This is a genomic window from Margalitia sp. FSL K6-0131 (assembly GCF_038008735.1).
Lineage (GTDB): Bacteria > Bacillota > Bacilli > Bacillales > Bacillaceae_C > Margalitia > Margalitia shackletonii.
Genome location: NZ_JBBOZS010000001.1, coordinates 3,673,151 through 3,689,632, shown reverse-complemented (window position 1 = coordinate 3,689,632; position 16,482 = coordinate 3,673,151). Strand labels below are relative to the sequence as shown.

The window sequence follows — 16,482 nt, the reverse complement described above, 5'->3', positions numbered from 1 at the left end:
ATTCTATGGAAGGAGAAGGATGAATGGCATCATTACAATCTCCGAAAAAAAGAGTTATGTTACTTATGATTGATACATTAATGGATTCTGCATTACAAGCAGCATTAAATTCAGGAAATGTTCCTGCCTTTCAATTTTTTATGGAAAGTGGTTGTTATTATCCTAATGTTGTCAGTCCGTTTCCAACCATGTCTGTTAACGTGGATAGTACATTATTAACAGGTGTTTACTGTGATAAACATAACGTACCAGGACTTGTCTGGTATAATCAAAAAGAAAAAAGAATTGTTAATTATGGCAGTCATGTGAGAGAACTTTATAAACTTGGACTAAAGCAATCCGTGGAGGATGTATTTTTTAATTTAAATCATGTTCATTTAAACCAACAACATAAAACCATTCATCAAATCCTGCATAATGAAGGATTGAAAACGTCATCTATCAATGCACTTCTATATAAGGGAAATCATCCAACTATTTTAAAAACACCATTTCTTTTATCCAAGATAACAGGAATGGAACGGAGAATGGAGGTCGGGTCACCGGAACTATTTTCATATGGAGCTTTTCAATGGTTGAATCCTGTCAAAAAATATGCTTCCTCATGGAGAAAATATGGTTTTAACGATAAATTTTCTGCAAATGAAATGGGTTATCTTATTAAACAAAACAAACTACCGAATTTCACAATTGTTTATTTTCCAGATTTAGATCAAAGTGTGCATAAAAACGGAAGAACAGATATAAAAGGCATACAAAAGGTAGATAAACAATTACAAAAGATCCTCAATCAATACTCATCTTGGGAGGAGGCTTTAACTAACAACATATGGATTATTTCTGGAGACAATGGTCAATCCTGGATTAGCGGCAATAAAAAAGAAGCGTTGATAGATCTTAGGGATCTTTTGAGTTCTTACAAAATCGTCAAATTAAAAAACGGGGTTACATCCCAGGATGAAATCGTACTAGGTGTGAACGAAAGAATGACATTTATTTATAGCCTTGATAATCAAAAAGCACCATTACAGGAAATCGCCAAAATCCTAAAAAATGATGATCGGATTGATGTGATTGCCATTAGAAACGGAAAAACTATTACTGTAACCTCAGGATTACATGAAGGAAGTCTTCAATTTTATCCAGATGGAGAATTTGTCGATGAGTATGAACAAAATTGGTTCTTAGAAGGAAATACAGAAATATTAAATCTATCTATTACGAATAAAAAAGTAACATATGGGGATTATCCTGATGCATTAGCAAGATTATATTCTTCCTTTTTCTCACACGAAGGGGAGTACCTCATTGTAAGTGCAAAACCAGGGTACGAATTTATCGGTGAAGGTTCTCCTACACATGTGGGCGGTGCAAGTCATGGCGGTTTACACAAGGAAGACTCCCTGGTGTCTTTGATTGTTAGTGGCACCACTTCCATGCCCAAGCACTTACGTATCATTGACTATAAGAATTGGATTTTGTCAATGATGGTCAATTGTAACAATCAATGAGGTATAATTTTGAAAAATAAAAGGGTCAGAGTTTATTATTAGAATTTATCTCTTTCAATTGTAATAGTAGGATATATAATACTTCGGAAGTAGCCCAATTTCTAAGTAATTGCTTAGCGTAATTGGGTTTTTATCGTTAATTAAACCCTTCTTTAGGTGCATTAAAGTGTGTACAAAATAAAAAGAAGCCTATTAAAAGGCTTCCTTGATAAATTATTTTTCCGTCGATAACAAACAAGAGTCTAGCTTATCTTAAGCCCAACAAACTGCTCCAACAATAATTAGTAGAATAAACAGCACAACGATAAGGGCAAATCCGGCACCCATACCAGTTGGAGCTGGTGTATAAGCGTATCCTCGATATCTACATCCACCGCACCACATAAAAGTCACCTCCATTTATGAAGTATGATTATTTTTTAGTAATATCCCATACCACCGCCATAGCCGCCACCAACAAAAGCAGCACCAACAATGATAAGCAGGATAAATAATACAACAATTAGAGCAAAGCCTGCTCCATATCCTCCGCCGTCTGACATTCATAAAACCTCCTTTTTGTTCGGATAAAATAGGATATGTCATATCAGAAAAAGGTGGAAAGGCATCAAACTAATTTTGAAAAGTAAAGTAAAATATGATGATTTAGACCAAAAGGCTTAATCGAAAGGATATAAATTCCCTTTATAAAGCAAAATAAAGAAAAAGAGGGGAGTGTGACAATGAGAAAACTATTGTTATCGTTTTGTATATTTATTCCAGTCAGCTTTAATGTTTTCAATACTAATGGGAATGCGGAATTAGCTGGCCAATCAACAGTGAAAAAAAATATAATTTCAGAAAAACAAGCGGAAGATATTGCTTTAAAAAGAATAAAAGGGGATGTTTTAAATGTTGAAATGGAAAAAGAAGATGGGAAAACCTACTACGAGGTAAAAATGATAACTTCTAACAAAGTACTTTTTGAAGTTGAGATAGATGCACATACTGGTAAGATTGTAGAAGTAGAAAATGAGGGCAAGCATAGTCGCAAAAAGGAAAAAAAGTGAAATAAATTTTGACTGCATATCATTTACGATGTGCAGTTGCCACCATGGATGCATTGTTAAAATTGGTGCCATCGGGGGATGTTTTTAACGATACATTAATATTTGTATCGAATGGATTACATCAGTAAATCAAAAAATACAAGAAAACAACTGAAGTTGTGGTCTTCTTGTATGAAAAACAGTTATTATTTTTTTGATTGCTGTTACCTCTATATGAACAGTATTGTTATTGTTCCAGTGTTTCAGTTTTAAAAGAAACCTTTTGTTTGGACTGTAAGAAAAACCAAATAAGAGCCAGGAATAGAAAAATACTAGCGACTCCAAAATAAAGATATAAAAATCCAGATTTAAAGCCAATAAAGAAATAACCAATAAAAGGTCCTAATGCTGCGCCAATATCTTGCACTACGGAGTAAAGTGTTAAGAAAGAAACAGCGTTGAATGATTTTGCAATATCCCCTGCTAATGCATCTATTAATGTCGTGATTCCGGTTGCAGAGACCATGAAGATAAGAGTAATAAATATCCAAGAAGTAATGGTAATTTGGATGGATAGAAAACCATAAGAAACAGCTGCTAAAAGTAATGATCCGATAAATAATGGTTTTCTTCCTTTTGGCCCATCAGACCACTCTCCAATTCGGCTCCCTAAAAAGGGTTCCCAAACCCAGCGAATAGATTGAAGGACACCGGAAAGTGCTGTAACACTGATTATTACCCCTGCTAATTGAATGCTTTTTCCATAATGATGTTCAATTAAGGAGCTCAAGGTTGAAGTGAATATCCCTTGTATGAACATAGTAATGAAAAAACTGCTAATAACTAATATCGCTATGTAAGATTTTGACTGATAGGATGAGCGTATATTTATTTTATGTTGTTTCTTTCGGGACTCGAGAGACTTTGTTTGTAAATATTTGTATATCAATGGAAGTCCCATAAAAGAAAAAATCCCGAAAATAATGGAGACAACATGCAATCCAAGGATCGGAGCAAGAATACCGCCAATCAACATTCCGACTAAACTTCCCGTTCTATACAATCCATTATAAAGTCCCATTGCTTTGCCGCGATCATGATCATTAGAATATTGGACAACTACTGCTAATCCGCCTATTCGAAAAAAGGACCATGCGATTCCCCATAAGCTGCGGAGAATAATCCATCCAAGAAACCCTTTCACGACCCCGTACCCTAATGTACTAATTGACCCGATGATAATAGCAAAAATTAATCCACTTTTTAAAGATATCCTATTATAAAGCCAACCTATTAACGGATTTGCGGGTAGCCGTACAAAACGATTGATGGATAATAGAAAACCTACCTGCCATAAGGAACTAAGTCCTGCTTCTTTCCAAAAAATCGGCAAGGTAATATATAACATGGAGTCTCCCACTAAGCTCAATGCTGTCACTATCGAAACGATCTTTATTGGAAGGTGAACATTTTTCATCTTTTCTCCCAATTACTTCCTCCCCCTTTTTATACATTTTCGATATTGTAAGTATAACAAGAAAAATTTTTCTATTGCGAAAAAGATAAATTCTATATGGAAACTGCCCCTCGAAATTGCAGAAGCGAATAGTATTGCCGTTTGTCCACATAATAAGATGAAAAGGGATAAGGAAGTGAAATTAGATGAAGGGCAGAAAGAAAAACACTGACAAAGAAGAAATTTCTTATACAGATGTTTCGACTGTTGAAACGAGAAAAAATTTTATTATATTTGAAGAATATCCAGAAGGCGCCTATGGAGCTGTTCGAGGAGAGGATGATCCAGTTCAAGGAAAATCTACTCCATGGAGAGAAGGGCAAAGACCATACAGTAACTTTAACTATGAATTTAAATCATTCCATCAGGATCTTCCAAGAGAATATCCAGGTGCACATCCAACACATGATGATCCGGATGAAAATCAAGAACCACCATATGATGAAAGTAATTAAGTGAACTTGGGAGTAGAAGGAAATGTCCAAAGAGGGCCAATTTCAAAGTGATCAAAAACAGTATCAAATGTCAAATGTGCTTCATCAAAAAAAAGAAACAAAGTATCAGAATTCCAGTACTGGAATTGATACAGTGGATAAAAATAATACTATTACAAAGTCTGATCAGTAATTGGGGAGCTGTCAAAAAATTGGCAGCTTTTTTACATAAAAGATTGGGGGATGACTATGAGCAATCGCACATTTATCGGAGCTTTTCTATTTGGGATGGGAATTATCGGAATGCTGGATGGAATTTTACTGCACCAAATATTTCAATTTCACAGTGTATATATGTATACGAATCGATTTAATCAAATTGTCAGCGATGGTTTATTTCATTTTTTTGTAACGATTATTGTATTTATAGGCGGATATATATTATGGACAAGTGAAAAGGAAAAGCTAAACCATCCAAAGCTAACATTTTGGGCAGGATTTCTGTTAGGAGGGGGAATATTTAATCTTGTGGAAGGAATTATTGATCATCATTTATTAGGAATTCATCATGTATATTATCATACCGACAATGTTTTATTTTATGACTTATTGTATGATGGATTTTCTATTGTCTTGATCGCAGCAGGAGCATATGCTTTTTTAATAGCGAAAAGGATAGTAAAGAAGGCCAAACCAGTATTTTAAAAGACTGTACATAAATAAAATTTAATACGTTACCAAAATAAAAAAGTGTTTTAGTTTTCATTTGGATAAAACTATCATATAATAATATTAATTAAATATGTTATCCTTCGGGGTCGGGTGAAATTCCCAACCGGCGGTGATGAAGCCAAGAACTTCTAAGTCCGTGACCCGGTTAACAGTTTGTTAAACGGTGGAGCTGGTGAAAATCCAGCACCGACAGTATAGTCTGGATGGGAGAAGGAAGAAACAAGCAGGTTTTTATAGGGGGAAGTATACCCTTTTTTAAACCTTTATTTGACATTGCCTTAAAATCAATGGACCCTGAATTTTATTATTCATGGGTCCTTTTTTTATTATTACTATCAAATTTAACCCCGTAGATAACTTTTTAATAAATGTCCATGTTAAAGCGCCAATCGTCTAGCGGAATGCAACGTCTTCTCCCTACGATAAGTCAACATGAACTCGTGAACTGCATTAGCACGGTTTACGTTGGTCTCGTATATAACTGCGCAGTCCGTACGCTAGACCTGCGGCGCATACGCGTTTGTTCTGTTTAAAAGGAGAATTTATATGAATGATTATGACTTCATGAAGTTAGCTTTAAGTATGGCAGAGGCAACAACAGGGCAAACTTCCCCAAATCCTATGGTAGGTGCAGTGCTTGTGAAAGACCATCAAGTAGTTGGTTTAGGTGCACATGTGAAAGCGGGTGATGCGCATGCGGAGGTTCATGCCATACAAATGGCCGGCGAAAAATCAAGGGGAGCAACCCTTTATGTGACTCTCGAGCCATGCAGTCATTATGGTAAAACTCCTCCATGTGCAGAATTAATCATCCAATCTGGGATTAAAAAAGTCTTCGTCGCAACAGTAGATCCAAATCCGCAAGTTTGCGGAAACGGTATTCAAAGAATGAAACAAGCAGGTATCGAAGTGGAGGTAGGCTTACTTCAGGAAGAAGCAAAAAAACTTAATAAAGTATTTTTTCATTATGCGAGCTCAGGTCTTCCGTATGTAACTGTTAAAACTGCCATCAGTCTTGATGGGAAAATTGCCACGGTAACGGGAGAAAGCAAATGGATTACCAGCAAAGAAGCAAGAGAGGACGTTCATCGATTCCGCCATATGCATGATGCCATTTTAGTTGGAGTTAATACAATCATAAAAGATGATCCTATGCTTACAACAAGATTAATAAATGGGGGGAAAAATCCCATAAGGATTATTTTGGATACCACCTTAAGAATCCCTTTAAACTCAAATGTAGTTACAGATAAATCTGCGGAAACTTATATAATTTCAGGAAACAGCGTAGATTCATGTAAAGAAGAAGCTCTAATCAGGCAGGGAGTAGAAATCATTAAAATGGAGAAATCCTTTATCGAAATGAAAGAAATGCTAAAAGTGTTAGGTGAGCAGGGAATTACGTCCATCTTTGTTGAAGGAGGCGCAAAGGTACAAGGGAGCTTCCTAAAGGAAAATGCATTCCAGGAAGTAATCACCTATATAGCTCCAAAACTGATAGGAGGAGATAATGCTCCTGCTACATTTGGAGGTGCCGGTATAGAAAAAATCAAGGATGTTCCTTTACTGCGTTTTTCGCAAATTGATAAGATCGGAAATGATATCAGAATTATTGCTGTACCAATGGGGGTGTCTTAAAAGCAAATGTTTACAGGGATTATTGAGGAAATGGGAATCATTCAAGAAATAAAGCGTACAGGAGACTCATTTATCCTGACTATTGGAGCAGACAAAATAATGGATGATATTCATCTAGGAGACAGCATCGCTATAAATGGAGTATGTTTGACCGTTACATCCTATACAAATAATCAATTTTCGGTTGATGTTATGCCAGAAACTGTAAAAGCTACAAGCCTTGTAGCCCTTACCCGAGGATCGAAGGTAAATTTAGAAAGAGCTATGGCGGCAGGCGGCCGGTTTGGCGGCCATTTTGTATCGGGACACGTTGATGGTACAGGCACCATTATAACGAAGAAAAAAGTTGAGAATGCAGTTTACTACGAAATAGAGACGGATAAAGAAATGTTGAAATATATCATCCTGCGTGGATCTGTTGCTGTAGATGGAACAAGCTTAACGGTTTTTGGTGTCAGTGAAAATGGCTTCACTTTATCCATTATCCCACATACTCTCTCCGAAACTGTTTTAGGGTTAAAAAGTAAAGGAGACATCGTAAATATCGAATGCGATATGCTAGGGAAATATGTGAGTCATTTTTTAGTCAATGCCACAGTAAATAGTGCAAAAAAGAGTTTAGGGATTACGGAAGCGTTTTTAGAAGAAAACGGGTTCAAATGAGGAGATGGTTTTGTTGTTTAACACAATTGAAGAGGCTATACAAGATTTAAAACTAGGGAAAGTTGTCATTGTTTGTGATGATGAAAATAGGGAAAACGAGGGAGACTTTATCGCGATTGCGGAGAAAGCTTCACCGGAGATTATTAATTTTATGGTAACACATGGCAGGGGACTTGTTTGTGTGCCAATTGAAAAAGAATTAGCGCAAAAGCTCGAATTAACTCCGATGGTGTCTAAAAATACTGATTCACATGAAACAGCGTTTACCGTGAGTATTGATCATAAGTTTTCTACCACAGGGATTTCGGCTTATGAACGTTCTGCTACTATTCTCCATCTGATAGATGAGAATTCCATTGCTTCTGATTTTAATAGACCTGGCCATGTCTTTCCTTTAATAGCAAGAGAAGGAGGAGTATTACAAAGGCAAGGACATACAGAAGCAGCAGTTGACTTAGCAAGACTTTGCGGTGCAAAACCTGCAGGAGTGATTTGTGAAATAATGAATGCGGATGGCTCCATGGCAAGAGTCCCTCAGTTAAGTATATTAGCAAAAAAATTTGGATTGAAAATGATTACCATAAAAGATCTTGTTCATTACCAACAAACGAAACAAGAATATCTAATTTAATTAAAATGTAATAGGAGGAAGAAAAAATGGGACAAATATTTGAAGGTAATTTAGTAGGAACTGGTTTAAAAATAGGAGTCGTTGTAGGTCGTTTTAACGAATTTATTACAAGCAAGTTACTAGGCGGCGCACAGGATGCATTAAAGCGGCATGGCGTTAGTGAGGAAAATGTAGACATTGCTTGGGTTCCAGGTGCATTTGAAATTCCGCTTATTGCTCAGAAAATGGCGAATAGTAAAAGGTACGATGCTGTTATTACACTTGGAACGGTAATTCGCGGCTCTACTCCACATTTTGATTATGTATGCAAAGAAGCGGCAAAGGGTGTTTCCAATACATCATTAAATTCAAATATCCCAGTTATTTTTGGGATTCTTACAACGGATTCTATCGAACAAGCTATTGAAAGAGCAGGCACAAAAGCTGGGAATAAGGGTTGGGATGCAGCAGTATCTGCCATTGAAATGGCAAACTTATGCAGAAGTTTTGACTGATTTTTAAATCTATATTTTTTTGAAAATGAATAGCCCTTCTGCAAAGGGCTATTTCATCTTTTCCTTAACCGTATTCATTGCATCCTTTAATAAAGATTTATCCTCATATGCTCCTTTTATGGCAACATAGAGAGGAATGACGGTTAATGGAATATACATTCCGTATGTGATCAATTTAAAAACCATATCCATTTACTATCACTCCAAAACAAATATTTATTTATATAATTGTCTATTTATTATTTATTTATGTAAAAATGTGGCTCGTTTAAAATAAGACACCTCATTTTAAATGGATGTCTTATTTTCCAATATTTAGTTACTAAGTACTTTATAAGCTTTGTGTACTTTTCTTGCGAAGGATAGCACCATAGACTTGAAATTAGTGTATATAAGTTGAGGTTTAATATAAAATCAATGCTCTTATACTACAGAAAATGTAATGCCTTGTAATAATGATAGATTAAGGTTTCTAAAAAATGGGGATTCTCCTAATAAGTATTGGTTACATTTTGTTTTTTAATAAATCTTCTAGGAGTTTAATATTATGAGTAATACCTTCATTGTTCGGTTGAAAACTGTGTGCAATTTTGTTGTGATGGTAAGATAGCTCGTATTCGCCAATTTGGAAGTAACAAAGACCGAGCTGCATATGTGGAAGCCAGGTCTTGCTTGTTTCATTTTGTACAGACCAATTACTTGTATCTTTTGATTCTGCCGCCGTTTTATACCAAAATATGGCTTGATGGTATTGTTGCTTTTCCAAGAAATAATAACCTAAGCGGCAACAGCTTTCAGGACGAGGCACATCGTATTCAAACGTTTTAAATGTACATTCTCTTTCCTTTTTTCGATCACCTAGATAATAATAACAATCTGCTAGTCTAGTATATGCAAGAATTCTATTTTCATCTGATAAATTCCCAAAGTCTAGAAATTTCAGATAGTATTCTGTAGCTTTCCTGTATTCTCTATGTTGATGAAGTTCCATCGCATAGTGAAGAGAGTCCCTTGCAGTAAGATCTTTTTCCCTTTTTAAAAGCTTCTCATAAATTTTTAAATTTCGATCAGGATCAGAAGTTTTGTGATTTTTTCTGTGAGTTATAACAATATCAGAATCATAAATATTTCCATCATCTATTAATAAATCTTCGTGGACGGCACCTTCCCACTGGTAATTCCTTAATCGCTTTATCAACCTGATACGCCTAACTTTTAAAGTGGTATTACCAAAGTCATCAAAATCACAATGATATGGCATGGATACAGCATCAACTTCAGGAGAAAGTGACTGTTTAAGTTTTAAAAGCTTCTCATAATCTTTTGGAAGAAGAATATCATCTGCGTCAAGCCACAGTATATAATCCTTTGTCGATTTAGCAAAGGCTGCATTTCGTGCATCAGCAAAATGATCATTCCATTCAAAGTCATAGACCAATGTAGTCCATTTTTTTGCTATCTCTTTTGTTTGGTCTGTTGAACCTGTATCCATTATAATAATTTCGTCTGTTGCATCTTTAACAGACTGTAAACAATGTTCAAGCGTTTGCTGTTCATTTTTAACGATCATACAAAGGCTTATTGTAATCATTTTTTACCTCCATATTTTTTATGATAAGAACTGTAACTAATTGGGGAGGCAACAAATTTTTATTAATTAGGGATTTACACTTATTGCTGTTGGACCAGGTCCAACTAATACAGTAGCTATAACCGTATTGGTAGTTCCGCTGATAACAGAAACATTGTCGTTTCCAAGATTGGACACATAAATTTTATGTGTTAAAGGATTTACACCAACGCCAACAGGTCCAATTCCTACCGTAACAGTAGCTATGACATAATTAGTGTTGCCATCAATTACGGAGATATTGCGGTTTGATGTGTTTGCAACGTAAATTCTACCAGTAATGGGATTTACACCTATCCCTTCCGGTTGTGTACCTACAGCTATGGTGGCCACAACTGTATTAGTCGCACCATCGATGACAGATACATTATTATCGGACTCATTAACAACATAAATTTGGTTTGATATTGGATTGATATCAATCCCCACTGGATCATTGCCTACCGGAATCGTTGCAATTACTGCATTTGTAGTTCCATTGATAACATTGATGTTATTGTATGGGTAATCATTCGAAACGTATACTTGATTTGTTATTGAATTTACACTTACATATCTTGGTCTAGTTAATGGAATTGTGGCGATTACTGTGTAAGAGTCTCCATCGATGACGGAAACATTTGCACTGGTAAAATTTGCAACAAAAGATCGGTTTGTCACCAGATCTACCCCTACACCAATTGGCTCTGTACCGACAGTCACGGTAGCTATGATAGTATTAGTTGTTCCATCAATGACAGAGACATTATGATTAGATGCGTTTGCCACATAAATTCGATTTGTTATCGGATTCACACCAACATTACCAGGACTAAGATCTGAACTGCTGACTGGTATGGTAGCGATTACCGAATTGGTTATTCCATCGATGACGGAGACCTCGGTATCCCCTGAATTTGCCACATAAATTCGATTCATCGCAGGGGTATTGGAGTATGTTTCCATTTGATTAGTTTCCTCTGTTGCACCAACAGTCAAGGATTTGGTTACTGCAGAAGATACAACCTCCTTGTTATTCTCTATATACGTACTTACGTCTAATAGTTCGACGTCATCCACGATTACATCGGCAGTTCCAGTTTGCGGGAGTTTATTAATTAATAGTAAAGCTTGTGTAGTACCAAGTGGGGCGATAGAGGTTGTTTCATTGACCTTAAGCCACTCTTCATCTGCGGTATTTGTCAGGTGACCTTTTGGAAAATTGGTAATTAAACCATATTCTAAGAAGTTAAGGTCCTTATCATAATATGCAAGGGATATAGATAGAGGAGGGCTTGGAAGTTTACCAATTTTACCTAAAAATCCGGAAAAAACAAATTGTTCAGTAGGAGTTGTATTTACTAACTGATAAATAAAGCTATTTTTCGTGTCCCCAATAAGTTTTGCGGCTTGACGTCCACTATGTGAAAATTGAGTTGTGAAGGTTGCATTAGAGTTCTCCCAAGGAGGAAATGTATTGTTTTCAAATCCACCGTTTAAGATTTTGTTGCTGCTTGTCAATATAATACCTCCTTTCAAAATGCTTCACTAATTCATTTTATTACTATGATTAAGCTGTCCTATAATATATGTACTAAATATAGGTTTAGTTTGTGTGTAATTACTATGATATTTAACCGATTTGTAGTAAAAAGACAGGAGCTTCCATGTTTATTCATAAATGTAGAGTTCAATTGAAGAAATTAAAGAAAGCCCTGCTACTATGCAGAGCTTTTCATTTCATCTTTGTGATTTTCGATAGCCGGCCTTTTGTGCATCCGATTCTGAACAAAACCACACAATATGTTTCATGTTGAGATTATAGTATTCTCCGCCAGGAACATGATAGATTTTACTGTTTGCATTTCCTTTAATCTTTCCTTTACAGCTTGTATTGTTCTCTTTCCCATCGGATGAAGTATTTTTAGATGTATTATTAGAAGAATATTGAACACCAGTACTTGTATGTTTTGATACAGTATTTGAAGAACTTTTGGATGATTTGCTAATATCATATCCTCTGTCTGTTACATAGCCTGGAATAGACCAAATACCTAACTTGTGCGACTTCGCATAATTCTCATCTTCTTTTAAGTCACTTAAATGCTTTGTATTAGGTTCGTAAATATATGCAACACGCGCAAGCCCTTTTTTTACAACCTCCTCATTGTACATTTTTCCGTTTGGCAAATAAATATAAGCTAGCAATCTCCCATATTTGTCACGTTCGTGTCCTTTCACTCCTTCTTCTACCATGACTTTCGTGCCCACAGCTAGTTCCTTTTCAGCATAATTACTAGCTTCTGGTCCATATGGTTGTACAGGTGTTCCGGGCTTATGCGTTTCAGGAGTGTCTATAAGCAGTAGTCGTATATCTTCCTCTTTGCCATTAATGCTTACATGAACTGTATCACCATCTACATTTTTAACAACTGTTCCAGAGACTAGACCTTTAGGCAAAGCTGTTTGATTTGTGTGGTTCTCTGTTTGTTGGGAACATGCTCCTAACAATCCGAAAATAAATAGAAGTAAGAAGCCTATTTTTTTAATGTTGTTTTTCTTTGTTGACACCTTTTTCAAACTCCTTAATTAATATGCATTTTAATATCTATGATTAATTTATATATAAAACTGCAATTTTACAAGAGAACGACTTAAAAAGGTTAACGGTTGTATCGAGTATTTTTATTTGTTAATATATTCATATAAAATAATATTTTGGTTATAAAAAAGGTGGAGTCTGTCAAAACAGGCTTCCTTTTTTTATGTACTTCCATTATTTTCAATATCTATTGGAAATAATATATAGAATACATAAATAGCATAAAAGGGATGATCATGCTTGACAAATGAAGCGATAATAGCAATTGCCATTTTTTTACTGACTTACGGACTTATTATTTCAGAAAAAATTCATCGAACGATTATCGCAATGATTGGCGGTTCCCTAATGATTATTTTTGGAATTGTAACGCAGGAAACCGCCATTCATCATATTGATTTTAATACTTTAGGACTACTGATCGGTATGATGATCATGGTTTCGATTACTGGTGAAACGGGTGTATTTAAGTATGTTGCAATATGGTCTGCAAAAAAAGTAAAAGGAAGACCAATCGCGATATTACTTGTTCTATCTCTTATTACTGGTATTGGATCTGCTTTTTTGGACAATGTCACAACAGTTTTGCTGATGGTGCCTGTCACCTTTAGTATCACGCGCCAATTAAACATATCACCGATTCCGTTTCTTATTTCGGAAATATTGATGTCCAATATTGGCGGGACCGCAACGATGATTGGAGATCCGCCAAATATAATGATTGGGAGTGCTGTCCCTTCCTTAACGTTCATGAAATTTATTACAAATTTAACTCCGATTATTCTAATTATTATGGTAGTAACCATTCTTTTACTAATGATGATTTATAGAAAAGACTTTAAAACATCTAACGAAATTCGAAAAAGAATCATGAGCCTGAATGAAAAGGATGAGATTACAGATAAAAAGCTTATGATTAAATCTCTTACCATCATGGGATTAACGATTCTTGGCTTCTTTTTACATGAATTTATAAAAGTAGATACCGCAACCGTTGCATTAGCGGGCGCATTTATCCTATTGCTCTTATCCGGTGAGAGTTATTTAGAAAGTGCCCTTGGAAAAGTGGAATGGACAACTATTTTCTTCTTTGTGGGTTTATTTGTTCTCGTTTCAGGATTAGTAGAAACTGGGGTAATTGCAAAAATTGCGTCCTATGCAATCGAGTTAACGGGAGGCCATGTTACATCAAGTTCTTTTTTAATTCTTTGGCTTAGTGCTGTAGCCTCCGCTTTTATTGATAATATCCCATTTGTGGCAACGATGATTCCGTTAATTCAGCAAATGGGACATTTAGGGATTCATGATCTGGAGCCTTTGTGGTGGTCTTTATCACTTGGAGCCTGTCTTGGAGGAAATGGGACGTTAATTGGAGCAAGCGCTAATTTAGTTGTGGCAGGGCTAGCTGGAAAAGAAGGATATAAGATTACTTTCGTAAAATATTTATTAATCGGATTTCCGCTTATGTTGATTTCAATATTGATTTCGATGGCGTACATCTATCTGAGATACTTATTATAAAGAGGAGGGAAAGAAATGGGGAAAATCAAATATGAAATGAATGAAAATGTTGTGATCATAAATGAAACGAAACGAGAAGATGGAATAGAAATTATGTTTAAACCAAAAAATGATGAGACATTTAAAAGACTTCATGAAGTTCGCAATTTCTTTGAAAGGGATAAGGTATATACAGATGTTTTGTTTTATACCTTTGAAGATAACCAGGTTCAAATTATTGTCCGGGATGATTCATATGCTGTGTTACTGGCAGCTCTATTTCGATGGCAACTTGTAAAGAAATTAGAATGGGTAGACTAAAAAAGACTCGAGCCCGAGTCTTTTTTATTTATCATTCCATTCGAATCCATCTTTTAAAATAACCTTGACTGTATAGTTCTTTTAATAAGATTGTTAGGATTGGCGTTAAGAGCATTCCCCAAAATCCAAATAAACCGAGAAAGATTACCATTAATGAAAGCATAATAAAGGCTGAAACCCCTAATGACTCTCCGACAATCTTTGGCTCCAATAACTGTCTTACAAGGAATACAATACCGTATACAATTAGCAGTTTAATTGCTAATGCTGTGTTTCCGACTATAAACAAATAAATGATCCACGGAACAAATATAGTGGCAACACCTAAAAGTGGAAGTATATCAAATACCGCAGACAATATCGAGATAATAAATGCATTGTTAACACGGAATATTAGCAATGAGATAAAGATAATCACGAACGTAATCGTCATTAATTTTAATTGAGCTGTTATATATTTAGTAATCCCGCTTATAACATTAATCCGTAAAAAATCCCAGCCCTCTTTCATCCAGTTAGGTGCTATTTCATTGAATTTCGCTCTTACTTTTTCAGCGTCTTTTCCTAAGAAGTAAGCTAAAATAATCCCAAGAAGCAAATTCCCGATAAATACTATGCTTGTATTGACTGTTCCAACAAGGGTCCATAAAAATTTGGAAAAATAAACCATAAATTTCTGTCCTATGGAACCAATTTTTTCATTGACCTTTTCTGGTATTCCATATGGAAGGTCGGTATATTGACGCCGAAGATGGTGAAATTCTACTCCAAAATTACTTTTTAATGTGTCAATATAATGAGGCATTTTCGCTATTAAATTATGAACCTGATTGACTGCAATCATTCCTCCGAAAAAAATGACAGCAAGTGCAGCGATTAAATATATGACTAGCGAAATGGCTATTGCGGCGCCTCGCTTTATTTTTATGGCAACAAGTAATTTCACCATTGGTTTGATAAGCATATAAATAATGGCTCCAAACACGATTGGAGTCGCAATTCCGAATATCCAATTGGCAAATTTAAAAGAAAGCCAAATCACTGCAATTAATATCACGATATCAATTATCGTTTTATAATGTCTTTTGATAAAAGACCACACTATCTCACCCATGCAACTTCCCCTTCTTAAGAGATAAGAAAGTATAAGTTTTCTATCTCAAAAATTATTTAAATAAGTTAAGTCTTTGGCTAGCGTAAACAGCTATCAGTAAGCGGATTTCCCTCTCTCCTCCCTGTGGGTAAGGGCATCAGGTAAAATTCGTTTCAAATTTCACGTATCCATACGCCGATGAGCAAGCCGCTTGCGCAGTTCTTAATATGTATAGTATAACAAGAATCTACCAATTTTCCATTACTTGTTTTCATCAAAGAGAATTTACGATAGCAAAGGGAAAACCCATTGTGCAACAATGGGTTTAGTAATCTTTTCATTTGTAATACCGTATGTAATTAAAATTCGATGTTGGTACAACCTTTTGAATATTGCCTTCTTTATCCTTATAAACTTCAAATTCCTGATAGGTTTCGACTGTATACCCATCTACTTCTTCTGTGCCTACCAATCTTTCCTCTAATGTTGGGGAAGTGATACTAGAAGTTTTTGTATCAGAAATTGCTGGGATATCCATTGTGATTTGGTCAAGATCACGATTAGAAATTGTATTTAAATAGGCAACTAAAATTAAGCAAAAAAGAATAATAAAAAATGCGGTTTTCTTGGATTTTAATATTGCATTCAATGTTAATCACCTCTTATCTTTTTTTATGCTTGTCTATAACATAATATGCCACTTTAAATGA

The 16,482-nt window shown here is 35.4% G+C and carries 19 protein-coding genes, 1 pseudogene and 1 riboswitch; of the genes and pseudogenes, 11 read left to right on the top strand and 9 right to left on the bottom strand.

The annotated features are described in order from the left end of the window. The first annotated feature begins 23 nt into the window (after positions 1–23). Positions 24–1,511 (top strand): alkaline phosphatase family protein, encoded by a 1,488-nt coding sequence (locus NSQ59_RS18080; RefSeq protein ID WP_340832367.1) that lies wholly within the window; start codon positions 24–26, stop codon positions 1,509–1,511. 252 nt (positions 1,512–1,763) lie between these two features. Here NSQ59_RS18080 and NSQ59_RS18075 read toward each other — a convergent pair whose 3' ends face one another. Both NSQ59_RS18075 and NSQ59_RS18070 read right to left on the bottom strand, forming a co-directional pair. Next, positions 1,764–1,895, bottom strand: a complete 132-nt coding sequence (locus NSQ59_RS18075; RefSeq protein ID WP_083489376.1) for a YjcZ family sporulation protein — start codon at positions 1,893–1,895, stop codon at positions 1,764–1,766. 35 nt (positions 1,896–1,930) lie between these two features. Further along, on the bottom strand, positions 1,931–2,053 hold the full coding sequence (locus NSQ59_RS18070; RefSeq protein WP_083489375.1) for a YjcZ family sporulation protein: 123 nt from the start codon (positions 2,051–2,053) through the stop codon (positions 1,931–1,933). A 180-nt stretch (positions 2,054–2,233) separates the two neighbouring features. Between NSQ59_RS18070 and NSQ59_RS18065 the strand changes: the two genes are divergently transcribed. After that, positions 2,234–2,560 (top strand): PepSY domain-containing protein, encoded by a 327-nt coding sequence (locus tag NSQ59_RS18065; protein ID WP_340832366.1) that lies wholly within the window; start codon positions 2,234–2,236, stop codon positions 2,558–2,560. A 226-nt stretch (positions 2,561–2,786) separates the two neighbouring features. On the opposite strand, the gene NSQ59_RS18060 is transcribed toward NSQ59_RS18065, so the two are convergent. Beyond that, positions 2,787–4,028 carry an MFS transporter gene (locus NSQ59_RS18060; protein WP_340832365.1) on the bottom strand — a complete coding sequence of 414 codons (1,242 nt, stop codon included), beginning with the start codon at positions 4,026–4,028 and terminating at the stop codon, positions 2,787–2,789. Positions 4,029–4,201: 173 nt separating this feature from the next. Here NSQ59_RS18060 and NSQ59_RS18055 point away from each other — a divergent pair, with 173 nt between their 5' ends. The 7 genes and pseudogenes from NSQ59_RS18055 (at position 4,202) to ribH (ending at position 8,647) form a co-directional block, all read left to right on the top strand. Continuing rightward, positions 4,202–4,510 (top strand): hypothetical protein, encoded by a 309-nt coding sequence (locus tag NSQ59_RS18055; RefSeq protein WP_055740672.1) that lies wholly within the window; start codon positions 4,202–4,204, stop codon positions 4,508–4,510. Between the two features lie 22 nt (positions 4,511–4,532). Further along, positions 4,533–4,682: a hypothetical protein gene (locus NSQ59_RS18050; RefSeq protein WP_340832364.1), complete on the top strand. Its 150-nt coding sequence runs from the start codon at positions 4,533–4,535 to the stop codon at positions 4,680–4,682. A 56-nt stretch (positions 4,683–4,738) separates the two neighbouring features. Beyond that, the gene (locus NSQ59_RS18045) at positions 4,739–5,194 is read left to right on the top strand and encodes a DUF2243 domain-containing protein (protein ID WP_055740671.1); all 456 of its coding nucleotides are present in this window, start codon (positions 4,739–4,741) and stop codon (positions 5,192–5,194) included. A gap of 99 nt (positions 5,195–5,293) precedes the next feature. Continuing rightward, positions 5,294–5,440: riboswitch (FMN riboswitch) on the top strand. 327 nt (positions 5,441–5,767) lie between these two features. Continuing rightward, positions 5,768–6,859, top strand: coding sequence for a bifunctional diaminohydroxyphosphoribosylaminopyrimidine deaminase/5-amino-6-(5-phosphoribosylamino)uracil reductase RibD (ribD, locus tag NSQ59_RS18040; protein ID WP_055740670.1), 1,092 nt, complete (start codon positions 5,768–5,770; stop codon positions 6,857–6,859). Between the two features lie 6 nt (positions 6,860–6,865). After that, positions 6,866–7,522: a riboflavin synthase gene (gene ribE, locus NSQ59_RS18035; RefSeq protein ID WP_055740669.1), complete on the top strand. Its 657-nt coding sequence runs from the start codon at positions 6,866–6,868 to the stop codon at positions 7,520–7,522. Positions 7,523–7,526: 4 nt separating this feature from the next. Continuing rightward, positions 7,527–8,147 (top strand): annotated as a pseudogene (gene ribB, locus NSQ59_RS18030) (3,4-dihydroxy-2-butanone-4-phosphate synthase); the annotation flags it as partial. 32 nt (positions 8,148–8,179) lie between these two features. Next, positions 8,180–8,647 (top strand): 6,7-dimethyl-8-ribityllumazine synthase, encoded by a 468-nt coding sequence (ribH, locus tag NSQ59_RS18025; RefSeq protein WP_055740668.1) that lies wholly within the window; start codon positions 8,180–8,182, stop codon positions 8,645–8,647. Between the two features lie 48 nt (positions 8,648–8,695). On the opposite strand, the gene NSQ59_RS18020 is transcribed toward ribH, so the two are convergent. From NSQ59_RS18020 to NSQ59_RS18005, 4 genes are all read right to left on the bottom strand, one after another. Continuing rightward, positions 8,696–8,839 carry a hypothetical protein gene (locus NSQ59_RS18020; RefSeq protein ID WP_161809264.1) on the bottom strand — a complete coding sequence of 48 codons (144 nt, stop codon included), beginning with the start codon at positions 8,837–8,839 and terminating at the stop codon, positions 8,696–8,698. A 313-nt stretch (positions 8,840–9,152) separates the two neighbouring features. Next, positions 9,153–10,238 carry a tetratricopeptide repeat-containing glycosyltransferase family 2 protein gene (locus tag NSQ59_RS18015; protein WP_055740667.1) on the bottom strand — a complete coding sequence of 362 codons (1,086 nt, stop codon included), beginning with the start codon at positions 10,236–10,238 and terminating at the stop codon, positions 9,153–9,155. A 66-nt stretch (positions 10,239–10,304) separates the two neighbouring features. Next, entirely contained in the window at positions 10,305–11,777 is a 1,473-nt protein-coding gene (locus tag NSQ59_RS18010) for an NTTRR-F1 domain (RefSeq protein WP_055740666.1), read from the bottom strand. A gap of 219 nt (positions 11,778–11,996) precedes the next feature. Next, on the bottom strand, positions 11,997–12,827 hold the full coding sequence (locus tag NSQ59_RS18005) for a thermonuclease family protein (RefSeq protein ID WP_055740665.1): 831 nt from the start codon (positions 12,825–12,827) through the stop codon (positions 11,997–11,999). Between the two features lie 271 nt (positions 12,828–13,098). Here NSQ59_RS18005 and NSQ59_RS18000 point away from each other — a divergent pair, with 271 nt between their 5' ends. Together NSQ59_RS18000 and NSQ59_RS17995 are read left to right on the top strand one after the other, a co-directional pair. After that, positions 13,099–14,379: an ArsB/NhaD family transporter gene (locus NSQ59_RS18000; protein ID WP_055740664.1), complete on the top strand. Its 1,281-nt coding sequence runs from the start codon at positions 13,099–13,101 to the stop codon at positions 14,377–14,379. A 15-nt stretch (positions 14,380–14,394) separates the two neighbouring features. Continuing rightward, positions 14,395–14,679, top strand: a complete 285-nt coding sequence (locus NSQ59_RS17995) for a hypothetical protein (protein ID WP_055740663.1) — start codon at positions 14,395–14,397, stop codon at positions 14,677–14,679. Between the two features lie 31 nt (positions 14,680–14,710). Here the strand turns inward: NSQ59_RS17995 and ytvI are convergent, their stop codons facing one another. Beyond that, entirely contained in the window at positions 14,711–15,793 is a 1,083-nt protein-coding gene (gene ytvI / locus NSQ59_RS17990; RefSeq protein ID WP_055740662.1) for a sporulation integral membrane protein YtvI, read from the bottom strand. 316 nt (positions 15,794–16,109) lie between these two features. Further along, positions 16,110–16,421, bottom strand: a complete 312-nt coding sequence (locus tag NSQ59_RS17985; protein ID WP_055740661.1) for a hypothetical protein — start codon at positions 16,419–16,421, stop codon at positions 16,110–16,112. Positions 16,422–16,482 lie beyond the last annotated feature (61 nt).

Excerpts from the sequence above, each read along its gene's own strand:
- NSQ59_RS18020 (WP_161809264.1), bottom strand. The coding sequence starts at position 8,839 with ATGGATATGGTTTTTAAATTGATCACATACGGAATGTATATTCCATTA.
- NSQ59_RS18045 (WP_055740671.1), top strand. The coding sequence starts at position 4,739 with ATGAGCAATCGCACATTTATCGGAGCTTTTCTATTTGGGATGGGAATT.
- NSQ59_RS18065 (WP_340832366.1), top strand. The coding sequence starts at position 2,234 with ATGAGAAAACTATTGTTATCGTTTTGTATATTTATTCCAGTCAGCTTT.
- ribE (WP_055740669.1), top strand. The coding sequence starts at position 6,866 with ATGTTTACAGGGATTATTGAGGAAATGGGAATCATTCAAGAAATAAAG.
- NSQ59_RS18015 (WP_055740667.1), bottom strand. The coding sequence starts at position 10,238 with ATGATTACAATAAGCCTTTGTATGATCGTTAAAAATGAACAGCAAACG.
- ytvI (WP_055740662.1), bottom strand. The coding sequence starts at position 15,793 with ATGGGTGAGATAGTGTGGTCTTTTATCAAAAGACATTATAAAACGATA.
- NSQ59_RS18075 (WP_083489376.1), bottom strand. The coding sequence starts at position 1,895 with ATGTGGTGCGGTGGATGTAGATATCGAGGATACGCTTATACACCAGCT.
- ribH (WP_055740668.1), top strand. The coding sequence starts at position 8,180 with ATGGGACAAATATTTGAAGGTAATTTAGTAGGAACTGGTTTAAAAATA.
- NSQ59_RS18080 (WP_340832367.1), top strand. The coding sequence starts at position 24 with ATGGCATCATTACAATCTCCGAAAAAAAGAGTTATGTTACTTATGATT.
- ribD (WP_055740670.1), top strand. The coding sequence starts at position 5,768 with ATGAATGATTATGACTTCATGAAGTTAGCTTTAAGTATGGCAGAGGCA.
- NSQ59_RS18050 (WP_340832364.1), top strand. The coding sequence starts at position 4,533 with ATGTCCAAAGAGGGCCAATTTCAAAGTGATCAAAAACAGTATCAAATG.
- NSQ59_RS18055 (WP_055740672.1), top strand. The coding sequence starts at position 4,202 with ATGAAGGGCAGAAAGAAAAACACTGACAAAGAAGAAATTTCTTATACA.
- NSQ59_RS18070 (WP_083489375.1), bottom strand. The coding sequence starts at position 2,053 with ATGTCAGACGGCGGAGGATATGGAGCAGGCTTTGCTCTAATTGTTGTA.
- NSQ59_RS17995 (WP_055740663.1), top strand. The coding sequence starts at position 14,395 with ATGGGGAAAATCAAATATGAAATGAATGAAAATGTTGTGATCATAAAT.